The organism is Roseomonas sp. TF40 (assembly GCF_057219975.1).
Genome location: NZ_JBXVVR010000001.1, coordinates 1,044,056 through 1,057,901, shown reverse-complemented (window position 1 = coordinate 1,057,901; position 13,846 = coordinate 1,044,056). Strand labels below are relative to the sequence as shown.

8 protein-coding genes are annotated in these 13,846 nt (G+C 72.9%); 3 read left to right on the top strand and 5 right to left on the bottom strand.

Translation table 11 applies throughout. The features are described 5' to 3' along the window. Window positions 1–7 precede the first annotated feature (7 nt). Window positions 8–982 (bottom strand): Bug family tripartite tricarboxylate transporter substrate binding protein, encoded by a 975-nt coding sequence (locus AC2D9U_RS04495; protein ID WP_484746846.1) that lies wholly within the window; start codon window positions 980–982, stop codon window positions 8–10. 102 nt (window positions 983–1,084) lie between these two features. Between AC2D9U_RS04495 and AC2D9U_RS04490 the strand changes: the two genes are divergently transcribed. Beyond that, a complete protein-coding gene (locus AC2D9U_RS04490; protein ID WP_484746845.1) occupies window positions 1,085–1,777 on the top strand; it encodes a hypothetical protein in 693 nt (230 codons plus the stop codon). A gap of 54 nt (window positions 1,778–1,831) precedes the next feature. On the opposite strand, the gene AC2D9U_RS04485 is transcribed toward AC2D9U_RS04490, so the two are convergent. From AC2D9U_RS04485 to gltX, 3 genes are all read right to left on the bottom strand, one after another. Next, window positions 1,832–8,161, bottom strand: coding sequence for a hypothetical protein (locus AC2D9U_RS04485; protein ID WP_484746843.1), 6,330 nt, complete (start codon window positions 8,159–8,161; stop codon window positions 1,832–1,834). Window positions 8,162–8,272: 111 nt separating this feature from the next. Next, window positions 8,273–8,980 carry a hypothetical protein gene (locus AC2D9U_RS04480; RefSeq protein ID WP_484746841.1) on the bottom strand — a complete coding sequence of 236 codons (708 nt, stop codon included), beginning with the start codon at window positions 8,978–8,980 and terminating at the stop codon, window positions 8,273–8,275. A 115-nt stretch (window positions 8,981–9,095) separates the two neighbouring features. Then, on the bottom strand, window positions 9,096–10,490 hold the full coding sequence (gene gltX / locus AC2D9U_RS04475) for a glutamate--tRNA ligase (protein WP_484746839.1): 1,395 nt from the start codon (window positions 10,488–10,490) through the stop codon (window positions 9,096–9,098). A gap of 119 nt (window positions 10,491–10,609) precedes the next feature. On the opposite strand from gltX, the gene AC2D9U_RS04470 reads away from it, so the two are divergent. Then, window positions 10,610–12,829: a ComEC/Rec2 family competence protein gene (locus AC2D9U_RS04470; protein WP_484746837.1), complete on the top strand. Its 2,220-nt coding sequence runs from the start codon at window positions 10,610–10,612 to the stop codon at window positions 12,827–12,829. Window positions 12,830–12,888: 59 nt separating this feature from the next. Beyond that, window positions 12,889–13,035, top strand: coding sequence for a hypothetical protein (locus AC2D9U_RS04465; protein ID WP_484746835.1), 147 nt, complete (start codon window positions 12,889–12,891; stop codon window positions 13,033–13,035). 47 nt (window positions 13,036–13,082) lie between these two features. Here the strand turns inward: AC2D9U_RS04465 and lexA are convergent, their stop codons facing one another. Further along, window positions 13,083–13,826: a transcriptional repressor LexA gene (lexA, locus tag AC2D9U_RS04460; RefSeq protein ID WP_484746833.1), complete on the bottom strand. Its 744-nt coding sequence runs from the start codon at window positions 13,824–13,826 to the stop codon at window positions 13,083–13,085. Between the last annotated feature and the right edge of the window lie 20 nt (window positions 13,827–13,846).

Genomic DNA, 13,846 nt, shown 5'->3' with positions numbered 1-13,846 from the left:
CGCTGCTTCAGTTCACCTCGATCCGCGCATCGCGCACCACCTGGCGCCAGCGCGCGAGGTCGGCGGCGATGAGCCGGCCGAGATCGGCGCGCGGCGTGGCATCCACCGCGAAGCCGACGCGGGCCAGGCGCTCCGTCACCTCCGGGGTGCGCAGCGCGGCGACGATCACCTCGTTCAGCCGCGCCAGCGCCGGCTCGGGCGTGGCGGCCGGGGCGACGATGGCGGTCCAGGAACCGCTGACGATCTCGGGCAGGCCCTGCTCGGTCATGGTCGGCACGTCGGGCAGGGCAGGGAAGCGGCGCGGCCCGGCGATGGCGATGCCGCGCACCGCGCCCGAGAGCACATGCGGGCCGATGGTGGCCGCGTTGAGCATGGCGATGGGCGCCGTGTTCTGGATCACCGCCGTCGCCGCCGCCGGGCCGCCGGCGAAGGGCACGGCATTGGCCTCGGTGCCGGTGCGCAGGCGGAACAGCTCCATGCCGAGCTGCTCGGAGGAGCCGACGCCGGAGGAGGCGTAGTTGGCGCCGCCCGGCTGCGCCTTCATCCAGGCCACCACCTCCGCCACGCTGCGCGCGGGTACCGAGGGGTGGACCACCAGCATGTTGGGCGCGGTCATCACCAGGGTGACGGGGGTGAAGTCGCGCTCCACGTCATAGCCGGGGCTGCGCATCACCACCGGGTTGATGGTGAGCGTGCCGCTGGCGGCGACCAGCAGCGTGTGCCCATCGGCCGGCGCGGCGGCGACGAAGCGGCTGCCGATGGCCCCCGTCGCGCCCGGGCGGTTGTCCACCACCACCGGCTGGCCGAGCGCCGCCTGCATCCCCGCCTGGATGACGCGCGCGGCGAGGTCCGTCGGCCCGCCGGGCGGGAAGGGGACCACCAGCGTCACCGGGCGGGTCGGCGCCCAGGCAGCTTGTGCGGTGGCGATGCGCGGCAGCAGCAAGGGGGCTGCGAGCAGGCTGAGGGCGTGGCGACGGCGCATGGGGGCCTCCCGTTATCGTGTTCGGCCAAGTGAAGCACGTTGCGCCGGCCTTGCCAGCCACCGGCGCTTGACCCGTCGCGCGGGGCCGGACCAGCATCGCGCATGACCCCTGAGCATGTGCGCGACACCATCGCGAGGATCCGCGCCGCGCGCGGCTTCGTGCTGCCGCATCACGGCGCGCTGGCCGCCGCCCTGCCCGAGCTGCACGCGGCCTATGAGGCGATGTATCGCGCCCTGACGCTGGAGCAGCGGCATCTGAGCCCGCTGCAGAAGGAGATCGTCTGGGTCGCCATCCTGGCCGCCTGCGAGGAGCCGGTGGGCACGCATCACGTCGCGAAGTTCCGCGCCGCCGGCGGGGATGAGGCGATGGCGGCGGCGATCTTCCGCCTGGTCGGCTGGGCGGCGGGGGCGCGGCGCCATGCGTGCCTCGCGCAGCATTGGCAGGCGCTGTTCCCCGGCGTGCCGGCGGCCGAGGCCTATGTGGCGGGGCTGCGCCCGCTGCTGGCCGGCAGCCCGCTGGCGGAGGGCGATGCGCGGCTCGCCCTGATCGCCATCCACACCGCCTGCGACGAGCCCTTCGGCCTCGCGGCGGAGATCGCGGCCGCCTATGGCCTCGGCGTGCCCGAGCCCTGCATCGCCGAGGCGATGAGCCTCACCATCTGGCCGCGCGGGGTGAACCCCTTCGTGCGCGCGACCGAGGTCTGGCTCGGCCTGATCCGGGCCGGCGGGGTGACAGCCTCCGCCCCCTTCCAGGCCTGGGCCGAAGCGCCGGGGCAGGGGCGCTTCGGCGGGTAGTCTTTGTTCGCGTGATTCAGCCCTTCGGTGCCTTCGCACCTACGGCCATCACGCTCAGCCGAACTGGATGTTCGTCTCGTTCAGGTCGGCGATCTGCACGCCGCGGATATGCACCACGTCGCCGCCGCCGAGGTTCAGCGCGATGTCGGCGCCATGCTGCACCATCAGCGACTTCACCTGCGCCACGCTGGATAGCCCGGTGCCGACCAGCACCAGCGCATCCTGGCCCGGCGCGAAGTCGCCGATCGTCTCGAAGCCGCCGCCGGCGCGGATGATGAAGTCATCCGCCCCCGCCTCGCCGAACAGCACATCCGTGCCCGCCCCGCCATCGAGCGTGTCATCGCCCGCGCCGCCGAGCAGCGTGTTGTTGTCCGCGCTGCCGGTGATGGCGTTGGCGAGGCCGTTGCCCACGCCGAAGGGCGTGCCGGCGGCAAGCTGCAGCACCTCGATGTTGTCATAGAGGTAGAAGCCGTCGCTGCTGGCGGCGATCACGGTGTCCGTGCCTTCGCCATTCTGCTCGAACACCAGGTCGGATTGCTGCGTCACCAGGTAGAGGTCGTTGCCGGTGCCGCCATACATCCAGTCGCGCCCGGCCCCGCCATCGAGGCTGTCATTGCCCGCCCCGCCGACCAGCGTGTCGGCGGCGGCGTCGGTCGCACCGCCGTTCAGGTAGTCGTCGCCATCTTCGCCGAACAGGCTGTCGGCGCCCGCGCCGCCATCCAGCCCGTCATCGCCCTGGCCGCCGACCAGCATGTCCTCGCCGCCATTGCCGTAGAGCAGGTCGTCATCGGCCTCTCCCCAGAGGCTGTCATCGCCATCCCCGCCCGAGAGCGTGTCATCGCCCAGGCCGCCAATCAGCAGGTTGTCGCCGGCATTGCCGGTGATGGCGTTGGCCCGGTCATTGCCGACGCCGAACTGCGCGGTTCCCTGCAGTTCCAGGTTCTCGACGAAGGGCCAGAGATAGACGCTGGCCGTGCTCACCGCGAGGTCGGCCGATCCGCCGCCGTCGAACTCGAAGGTCAGGTCCTCCTGCTCATCGACGTAGTAGGTGTCGTTGTCGGCGCCGCCGGTCAGGTGGTCGCGGCCCTGGGTACCGATGAGCGTATCCGCGCCCCCGCCGCCGCTGACCGAATCCGCCCCCGCGCCGCCATCGATGCGGTCATCGCCGCTGCCACCCGCGATGGTGTCCGCACCGCCCAGGCCATTCAGCGTGTCATTCGCCTCCAGGCCCAGGATGGTGTCGGCATCGGCGCCGCCATCGATGCTGTCGGGGCCGTCCGTGCCGACCAGCAGGTCGCCGCTGGCGCCCAGCAGGGAATCCGCGCCCAGCACGGTATCGGCGAAGACGAAGCTCTCCACGCCGAAGACGCTGTCCGCGCCATCCGGCGCGCCGCTGCGCAGATCCACCAGGCGGAAGCCGCCGGCGATGGCCGTGACCTCGTAATCGGCACGGTTGCCTGTGAAGCGCGCGATGTCGGCGTCGCTCCCGCCCTCGATCCGGTCATCGCCCGCCCCGCCGGTGAGGCTGTCCGCCCCCGCGCCACCGGTGAGCGTATCGGCACCCGTGCCGCCGAGCAGCGTGTCATCGCCCTCGCCACCATCGAGCCGGTCGTCGCCGCTGCTGCCGACGAGGGAATCGCCGCCGGCCATGCCGCTCAGCGTGTCATTCTCCTCGAGGCCGAGGATGGTGTCCGCGCCGGTATCGCCGGTGATGCTGTCCGGCCCATCCGTGCCGACCAGCAACTGCCCGGCGACCACCGGGATCAGCGCATCCGCCCCCAGCACCGTGTCGGCGAAGACGAAGCTTTCCGTCCCCAGCACGGTATCCGTGCCGTCGGGGCTGCCGCTGCGGTTGTCCACCAGGCGGAAGCCGCCGGTGATGGCGGTGACGGTGTAGTCCGCGCGGTTGCCGGTGAAGGTCGCGACATCCGCACCCTCGCCGCCGTTCAGCGTATCCGCGCCGCCGCCACCGGCCAGGCTGTCCGCGCCCGTCCCGCCCTCGAGCACATCATCGCCATCGCCGCCGAGCAGCGTATCGTTGCCGCCCTCGCCGAGCAGGCTGTCGGCTTCCGAACTGCCATCCAGGCGGTCGTCATCCTCGCCGCCCCGCAGCGTGTCCGCACCCTGGCCGCCCGTGAGCGTGTCGTCATCCGCCCCGCCATCGAGCAGGTCATTGGCCTCGCCGCCCGAGAGGCTGTCCGCCCCCGCGCCGCCGAGCAGGCTGTCGGCCCCCGTCCCGCCATCGAGCAGGTCGTCGCCGAGCCCGCCCAGGAGCGTATCCGCGCCCGTGCCGCCCGAGAGCGTGTCCGCGCCCTCGCCGCCATCGAGCCGGTCATCGCCGCTGCTGCCCGAAAGCGTATCCGCGCCGGCGAGGCCACTCAGCGTGTCATTGCCCTCAAGGCCGAGGATGGTGTCCGCGCCGGTATCGCCGGCGATGTCGTTCGGGTTGTCGTCACCGATCAGGAGCAGCCCCGCCGCGCCGGGGATCAGCGCATCGGCGCCGAGCACCGTGTCGGCGAAGATGAAGCTCTCCACGCCGAAGACGCTGTCGGTGCCGTCGGGGCTGCCGCCGCGGCTATCGACCAGGCGGAAGCCGCCGCTGATGGCGGTGATGGTGTAGTCGGCGCGGTTGCCGGTCAGCACGACGCTGTCCGCATCCGCCCCGCCGGTGATGCTGTCATTCCCCGCGCCGCCGAGCAGGCGGTCCGCGCCCGTGCCGCCGATCAGCGTATCGTCGCCCGCGGCGCCGGAGAGCGTGTCCGCGCCCCCGCCGCCATCGATCGCGTTGCCCTGCGCGTCGCCGGTCAGCGTGTCGCCATTGGCGGAGCCGATCAGCACCTCGAAGCCGCTGAGCGTATCGGTGCCGAAGGCGCCGTCATTCGCGCTGCCGGTGCCGAGATTGACCGACACGGCCGAGCCGGCGGCGGCATAGGTCAGGGTATCGGTGCCCGCCCCGCCATCGAGCCTGTCGCTGCCCGCCCCGCCCGAGAGCAGGTCATTGCCGTCGCCGCCCGAAAGGCTCTCCGCCCCCGCGCCACCGGCCAGCGTGTCATTGCCCGCCCCGCCTTCCAGCGTGGAGGCGCCATCGGCGCCGAGCAGGCTGTCGTCGCCGGCCTCGCCCTGCAGCCGGTCATCGCCGCCGGCCGAGAGGATGGTGTCGCCGCCATCACCACCCAGCGCGGTATCGTTGCCGGTGCCGGTGTCGATCCGGTCATTGCCGGTGCCGCCATTGATGGAATCGGCCCCGGCCGCGCCGGTGAGCGTATCGGGGCCGCCAAGCCCGCTGATCGTGTCGTTGCCGCCCTCGCCGGCCAGGGTCTCCGGATTGGGCGTGCCCACCAGATTGAGGCCCGCCACCGGCAGCAACTCGCTGGCCGAGAGCACCGTGTCGCCGAAGGCGAAGGTCTCCGCGTTCAGCACGTCATCCGTGCCGTCGGGGCTGCCGCCGCGGTTGTCCACCAGGCGGACGCCGCCCGTGATGGCGGTGACGGTGTAGTCGGCGCGGTTGCCGGACAGGATCACCCGGTCCGTGCCCGCCCCGCCATCGAGCGTGTCATTGCCCGCCCCGCCCGTGAGGGTATCGGCGCCGCCGCCGCCCTCCAGCCGGTTCGCTGCCGTATTGCCGGTCAAGGCATCCCCCGCGGCCGAGCCGGTGAGGTTCTCGATCGCGATCAGCGTGTCCGTGCCGCCATCGCCATCATTCGCCGTGCCGGTGAGCAGGCTGGCGGTGACGCCCCCAGCCGCCGTGGCGAAGCTGGCCGTATCGGTGCCCAGCCCGCCATCGAGCCGGTCGCTGCCCGCCCCGCCCGCGAGCAGGTCGTTGCCATCGCCGGCCGAGAGACTGTCCGCACCCTCGCCGCCGAGCAGCGTATCCGCCCCTTCATCGCCGAGCAGCGTATCGGCGCCGAGCCCGCCATCGAGCGTGTCATTGCCGAGCCCGCCGCCCAGATCGTCCGCCTCGGCACCGCCCGAGAGGCTGTCGTTTTCGGCCTCGCCGCGCAGCGTATCGGCACCCTCGCCACCGAGCAGCGTGTCGTTCCCGGCCCCGCCGTCGAGGAAATCGTTCCCGGCCTCGCCGGCAATGGAATCGGCCGCGTCGCCGCCCTGGAGGTTGTCGTCGCCCTCGCCGCCCGCGAGCGTGTCCGCGCCCGCCTCGCCCAGCACCGTGTCGTCGCCCAGGCCGCCGAGCAGGATGTCATCGCCCTCGCCGCCGCCGAGGTCGTCATCGCCGCCATCGCCCGAGAGGCTGTCCGCCCCGGCCTCCCCGCGCAAGGTATCCGCGCCCTCGCCGCCCGCGATGGTGTCGTTGCCGAGATCGCCGGTCGCCTGGTCCGCACCGTCGCCACCCAGCAGGCGCTCGGCGCCGCTGCCGCCGGCGAGCGTATCGTTGCCCGTCCCACCATCGAGGGTGGAGGCGCCCGACCCACCAGCGAGGTAGTCGTCATCCGCCTCGCCCCGCAGCAGGTCATTTCCGGTACCGGCCTGGAGATTGTCGTCGCCAGCGCCCCCGAGCAGGGTGTCGGCGCCGGCATCGCCCAGCAGGATGTCGTCCCCGGCATCGCCGAGCAGGCGGTCATTGCCGTCGCCGCCGCCGAGATTGTCCGCGCCCTCGCCGCCCGAGAGGCTGTCCGCGCCGGCCTCGCCGCGCAGCGTATCGGCCCCATCGTCGCCGGCGAGCGTGTCGTTGCCCTCACCGCCATTGATCTGGTCGTTGTCGAGCCCACCCACGAGGCGCTCATTGCCCGTGCCGCCCGCGAGCGTGTCGTTGCCCGCGCCGCCGTCGAGGGTGGAGGCCCCGGTGCCACCCGCGAGGTAGTCCGCGCCACCCTCGCCCAGCAGGGAATCCGCGCCGTCGCCCGCCTGGAGGTTGTCCGCGCCTTCGCCACCCAGCAGGGTGTCGTTGCCGGCCTCGCCCAGGATGGTGTCGTCGCCCGCGCCGCCCTCGGCCCGGTCATCGCCGTCACCGCCACCGATATTGTCGGCGCCCCCCTCGCCGAGCAGGGTGTCCGCGCCGGCCTCGCCGCGCAGCGTATCGTTGCCCTCGCCGCCCAGCAGCGTGTCATTGCCGCCGCCCGCCAGGATCTGGTTGGCCTCGGCGCTGCCGCGGATGCTGTCGGCGCTGGCGGTGGCGGTCACGTTCTCGAGGCTTGCGACGCTGTCGGTGCCAGCGGGGTCGCCGGTCACGGTGCCGCCGAACAGGTCGATCACGAGGCCGGAGCCGACCGCCGACCAGTCGCCGGTGTCGATGCCATCGCCGCCGACCAGGGTGTCGGCGCCACCCGCGCCCACGAGATAGTCATTGCCGGCGCCGCCATCGAGCAGCTCATTGCCCGCGCCGCCGATCAGGCTGTCATTGCCGCCTTCGCCGAACAGCGCCTCGGCCTCGCTGCCGCCGAGCAGCAGGTCGTTGCCTTCGCCGCCATGCAGCGTGTCGGCGCCGGCCTCACCCTCCATGTTGTCGGCGCCGTCGCCGCCCGAGAGGCTGTCCGCGCCTGTGCCGCCGCGCAGCGTATCCGCGCCGCCCTCACCGAGCACGGTGTCGTTGCCGCCGCCGGCCTGGATGAAATTGCCGTCCACGCTGCCGCGGATGCTGTCGGCCTGGGCGGTGGCGGTGATGTGCTCGACGCCCGAGATGGTGTCGGTGCCCGAGGGGTCGCCGGTGACCAGGGAGGCGACGAGGTCGATGGTCAGGCCGACGCCGATATCCGCGAAATCGGCGGTGTCGATGCCCTCATTGCCGAAGATCTCGTCGGCGCCGGCGCCGCCGATCAGCGTGTCATTGCCGCCGAGGCCGTTGAGCTGGTCATTGCCCAGCCCGCCGATCTGCCGGTCATTGCCGCTATTGCCGTTGAGCGTGTCGTTGCCCTCGCCGCCATCGAGGGTGTCGTCGCCGTCGTCGCCGCTCAGGATATCGTTGCCGGCATTGCCTTCCAGGTAGTCATTGCCGAAGCCGCCCGCGAGGCGGTCATCACCATCCTCGCCGATGACGCGGTCATCCTGGTCGCCGCCGAACATGCTGTCGTCGCCGGCGCCGCCCTCCACGGTGTCGGCCCCGGCGTCGCCGAAGACGGTGTCGGCGCCCCCGCCGCCATTGAGGCTGTCGGCGCCATCCTCGCCGAACAGGCTGTCATCGCCCTCGCCGCCGCTGACCACGTCATTGTCGTTGTTGGCGAAGATCGTATCGGCGCCGTCGCCGCCCATCAGGCTGTCGGCCCCGGCCTCGGCGAAGATCTGGTCGTTGCCGGCCCCGGCATCGACGGTGTCATCCCCGCCGACGGCGAAGATGAAGTCATCGGCCCCGCTGGGCACGCCGCCTGCAACGCCGCCGGAGACAAAGCCCGGCGTGATCACATCGCCAGAAGACGTGCCGTTGATGGTGGCCATGCTCGCCGTCGCTCCGGGTTAACCGCAGCTTTACGACTTATGGCGAGTTTGGCCGTAACGCAACGCACTACCGGCTGCAATCAGGTTGCAGCCGGGGTCGGTCAGCTTGGCTCAGGCGCTGCGCGTCTGGATATCGAGCCCGCCATTGGCGGGCCAGATGCGGCCCTCTTCGGCCTGCGGCATGGCCGGCCGGCGGCCCTGCGCGGAAGGTGGGGCGGGGGGCTGGGCTGGGGCCTGGCGCTCCAGCATGTCGATATGCGCCGCGAGGGTGGCGGCGAGCTCCCGGCCGGGCCAGGCGGGGCTCTGCGCGAGCTGATCGGCGACCGCCTCCGGCGCGGCCAGGGCGCGGGCCGCGAAATGCTGCACCAGGGCGGCGGAGACGCGCACCGGCTCGCCTTCCTGCACCGGGGCGATCAGGGCGGTGCCGCCCGGCTCCATGCGGACCGAAACGGGGCCGAACAGGCCGACGGCGTTCAGCGCCTCGGACAGGCGCAGGGCCTCCTCGCGCGCCGCCTTGTTGACGTGCAGCGGCAGGTTGGCGCGCGGGCGGGCCGGGGCGGCGGCAGCGGCCTTCGCCTCGAGACCCATGGCGGAGAGCACTTCCTCGCGGCTGGCGCCACCCGGGCCGGCCACGGAGCCGGGCGGCCGCTCCCGCGGGAAAAGGACGGAGTGGCCCCAGATGGCGCCGACGACGCCCATGGCGCCGAGGGCGAGTTCGGTGATCAGGGGCAGGGTGGTGACGCCGATGATGGCCCCGGTCCAGGCGACGACACCGATGGAAGCGGCGGCCCAGTAGAAGGTCTTGGACGTGTTGGGCATGGAACTGTCCCGTCTCAACGCACCAATAGCGGTGCGTTAAGCAAATTTTTAGACCTTCCTCTCCGGGGAGCGCAAGATAAATCGCGCAAAATCTCCAAATTGAGACGAAATCCCGTCAGGTGGCCGCCGCGAGGATCCTCCCGATCGCCTCCGAACGGCCCAGCGCCACCAGCACCGCGTCGATCGGCGGGCTTTGCGTGCTGCCCGTCAGCGCGATCCGCAGCGGCTGCGCCACCTGGCCGAGCTTCACCCCCTTCACCTCCGCATAGTCGCGCAGCCAGGCCTCCAGATCCGCGCGCTCCCACGGCGCGTCGCCCAGGAACTGCGCGAGGTCGGCGAGCCGCGCCTTGGCCTCGGGGGTGAGCATCGCCGCCGCCTTGGGCTCCATCGGCGGCGCGCCGTCGGTCACCGCGAAGACCGCCGCGCCGGTCAACTCCTCGAGGTTCTTCGCGCGCTCCTTCAGGTCTGGCATCAGCGCGCGCACCCGCGCCGCGGCGTCGGTGCCGAAGAGGATGCCCCGCTTGCCGAAGCGGGTCAGCACCTCGCGCACCAGGCGGTCATCCTCGGCGGCGCGCAGATACACGCCGTTGAGATGGCTGAGCTTGGCATAATCCATGCGGGAAGCGGCGCGGCCGACATCGGCGAGGTCGAAGATCCTCGCCGCCTCGTCGCGGGCGATGATCTCGGTGTCGCCATGCCCCCAGCCCAGCCGCAGCAGATAGTTGCACAGCGCCTCGGGCAGGATGCCCTGCTCGGCGAAATCCAGCGCGCCGACCGCGCCGTGGCGCTTGGAGAGCTTCGCCCCGTCGGCGCCGTGGATCAGCGGGATATGCGCGAAATGCGGCCGCCGCCAGCCCATCGCGTCATAGACCATGCATTGGCGGAAGGTGTTGGTCAGGTGGTCGTCACCGCGGATCACATGGGTGATCGCCATGTCGTGGTCGTCCACCACCACCGCGTGCAGGTAGGTGGGCGTGCCGTCGCTGCGCAGGATGATCATGTCGTCCAGCTCGGCATTGGCGACGCGCACCTCGCCCTGCACGAGGTCCGCCACCACCGTCTCCCCGCCCGAAGGCGCCTTGATGCGGATCACCGGGGCGATGGCGGGCGCCTTGGCGGGGTCGAGGCCGATCCAGCGGCTGCCATCGTATTTGAAGGGGCGCTTGGCGGCCTCGGCCTCGGCGCGCATCGCGGCCAGTTCCTCGGGCGTGTCATAGGCGAGGTAGGCGCGGCCCTTCGCCAGCAGCTCGCGTGCCACCTCGGCATGGCGGGCCTCCCGCGCGCTTTGCATCACCGGCGGCTCATCGGGGCTGAGGCCGAGCCAGGCGAGGCTGTCGATGATCTGCTGCACCGCCTCGGGGGTCGAGCGCGCGCGGTCGGTATCCTCGATGCGCAGCAGGTATTGCCCGCCATGGCGGCGCGCGAAGAGGTAGTTGAACAGCGCCGTGCGGGCGCCGCCGACATGCAGGTAGCCGGTGGGGGAGGGGGCGAAGCGCGTGCGGACCGACATCGTGGTTCCAGTCTGAGAGCGGTTTGCGCCTACCTAGCCCGGATCGACCGGTGCCGGAACCGGCGGCCGGCGCAGAAGGGCGTTGCGCAACGCGCTGGAAAGCACCACCTTGGGTTGAGATGAGCGTCTCGCTTGCCCCCGTGCCGCGGCTCAGCCTGCCGGCGCGCCTCAGCGCCTGGGCGATGGCGGGGCTTGCGCCGCAGAAGGGCAGGCTCGCGCCCTGGCTGGCGGTGGCGCTGGGCGCCGGGGTGCTCACCTATTTCCAGCAGGGGCGCGAGCCGGGCACGGGCGCGCTCTGGGCGGCGCTGCCGCTCATCCTCCTGGCCTTCGCGCTGGGGCGGCGCCACCCCACTGCCGGCTGGGCGCTGGGGCTGGTGGCGGCCGGTCTGCTCGGCTTTGGCGCCGCCGCCTGGCACGCCGCGCGCCTGCCCCCGCCCCTGATGCTGCCCGCGACGCAGGTGGTGCTGCAGGGCGTGGTGGCGGAGGTGCAGCGCCTGCCGGAGGGCACGCGCGTCACCCTGGCCGAGCCCAGGCTGGGGGAGGGCGCGGCGCTGCCGCGAACCCTGCGCGTGCGGCTGCGCGCCGATGACCCGGCGATCCCGCGCCCGGGCGATGCCCTGCGCGTGCGCGCCCTGCTGCGCGAGCCCGGCGCGCCCGCCTTCCCCGGGGCCTGGGATTTCCAGCGCAGCGCCTTCTTCGCCGGCCAGGGGGGCTCGGGCTTCGCCCTCGGCCCGGCGGAGATCCTGCCCGGCGCGGGGGTGGCGCCGCCGCTTGCGGGGCTGCGCGCTGATCTCGATGCGCGGGTCGCGGCGGCCATTCCGGGGCCGGCCGGCGCGGTGGCGGCGGCGCTGCTGACCGGCACGCAGAGCGCCATCCCGCCGGCCGAGATGGTGGCGATGCGGGATTCGGGGCTGGCGCATCTGCTCTCCGTCTCCGGCCTGCACATGGCGATCGTGATGGGCGTGGTGTTCGGCGCGCTGCGCATCCTGCTCGCCGCCGTGCCCTTCGTGGCGTTGCGGCTGAACGGGAAGCCGGTGGCGGCGCTGGCCGCACTGGCGGCGGGCTTCTTCTACATGGTGCTGACCGGCAGCCAGGTGCCGATGCAGCGCTGCTTCGCCATGGCCGCGCTGGTGACGCTGGCGCTGCTGACGGGGCGCCGGGCGCTGGCGCTGCGGCCCATCGCGCTCGCCGCCGCCGCCGTGCTGCTGGTGGCACCGGCCGAGATCCTCGGCCCCTCCTTCCAGATGTCCTTCGCCGCGGTGCTGGCGCTGATCGCGGGGCATGAGGCCTGGCGCGGCGCGCTCACGCGCTTCCGCCAGGACCATCCGGGGTGGCTGGGGCGCTTCGCGGTGGTGCTGGCGGGCCTCGTGCTGACCTCGGCCCTGGCCGGGGCAGCGACGGCGCCCTTCGGGCTGCACCATTTCGGCCGGCTGCAACTCTATGGCATCGCGGCGAATGCGCTGGCGGTGCCGCTGACCTCCTTCCTGGTGATGCCGGCGGGGCTGGCGGCGATGCTGTTGCTGCCGCTGGGGCTGGAGGACCTCGCCCTGGTGCCGATGGGCTGGGGGGTGGCGGGGATCCTGGCGATCGCCCGCGCCGTCGCCGCCTGGCCTGGCGCGGCGCCGGCCCTGCCGCCGATCCCGGGCGTGGGGTTGGCGCTGGCGGCCTTCGGCTTCTGCTGGCTCTGCCTGTGGCGGGCGCGGTTGCGGTTGCTCGGCCTGCCGATGATCCTGGCGGGGCTCACCCCCGCCCTCTGGGCCAGCCCGCCGGATCTGCTGGTCTCGGCCGAGGGGCGGCTGGTGGCGCTGCGCACGGAGCAGGGGGTCTATCTGCACCAGATGCCCGGCGCCTCGGCCTTCACGCGCGAGGCCTGGGCGCGCCACTTCGCCATCCCCGGCTTCCTGCCCCTGCCCGAACAGGGCGAGGTGGCGGGTGGGGCCATCGCCTGCACGCCCGCCGCCTGCCGCTTCCGCCCGCGGGCGGCGGCGGCCGAGGCGGTGCTGCTCCGCACGGCCCCGCCGCCGCGCGGCGCGGCGCGGCAGGGCGTGCCCGTCGATGCCATGGCCCTTGCCGCCGCCTGCGGGCAGGCCGGGCTGCTGGTGGCGACGGAGCCGATCCGCCCGCGCTGTCCGCAGGGGGTGAGCATCGACCGCTTCACCGTCTGGCGCGAGGGCGCGCAGTCGGCCTGGCTGGCAGGCGGGGTGCAGGTGGTCTCGGATCGCGGCTGGCGCGGCGAGCGACCCTGGGTGCCGCCTGTGCCCATGCCCGGCCGGCCGGAGGCACTGCCCCTGGCGCCGCTCGACCCCGGCGGCGCGGGCCCGCGCGCGGCGGGCCGCTAATCCAGCATTAATCTCTCGGAGTCAGGATCGAGGCAGCGCCACACAGAAGGAGATGCGCGATGCCCGTCGTGAACTGGCTGCCTGCCGTGATCACCGATGCCGTCTGGCTCGGGGCCGGGCTGATCCTGGGCGCGACCCTGGTCGGGGTCTGGCAGCGCCTGCATGCGCGGCGCGAGGCGCGCCTCGCCGAGTGGGATCCCTACTGAGATCCAGGGCACTCCCCCCGCCCGCGCGGCGGGGGGGGGGCGCCGGCTCAATACTTCCGCAGCAGGCCGATCAGCCGCCCCTGCACCCGCACCCGGTCCGGGCCGAAGATCCGGGTTTCATGGGCGCGGTTCGCGGGTTCCAGCGCCACCGAATTGCCGCGCCGGCGCAGCCGCTTCAGCGTCACCTCATTCTCATCGACCAGCGCCACCACGATGGCGCCGTTCTCCGCCGTGTCGCCGCGCCGGATGATCACCGTGTCGCCATCCAGGATCCCGGCCTCGATCATCGAATCGCCGGCGACCTCCAGGGCGTAGTGCTCGCCCCCGCCGAGCAGCGCGGCGGGCACCTCCACCGAAGTGCCGCTGTCGCGCATCGCCTCGATCGGCAGGCCGGCGGCGATGCGGCCATAGAGCGGCAGGGCCACCGCCGCGCCCTCATTCGCCGGCTTGCCCATGCCGGCCGGCGTGGCGAGCGGGCCGGTGGCAAAATTGCCGCGGATGACGTTGGGCGCGGGTCCGCTCGGCACGGCGATGGGCGGCGGCATCATCGGCTGCTCGCTGCGCCGCGGCGCCGCATTCTCGGGCAGGCGCAGCACCTCCAGCGCCCGGGCGCGATGCGCGCGCCGCTTCAGGAAGCCGCGCTCCTCCAGCGCCGTGATCAGGCGGTGGATGCCGGATTTCGACTTGAGTTGCAGCGCCTCCTTCATCTCCTCGAAGGAGGGCGAGAAGCCGGTGGCGCGCAGATGGCGGTCGATGAAGGTGAGCAGTTCAAGCTGCTTGCGGGTGAGCATGGCAATCTCCGGCCCTGATC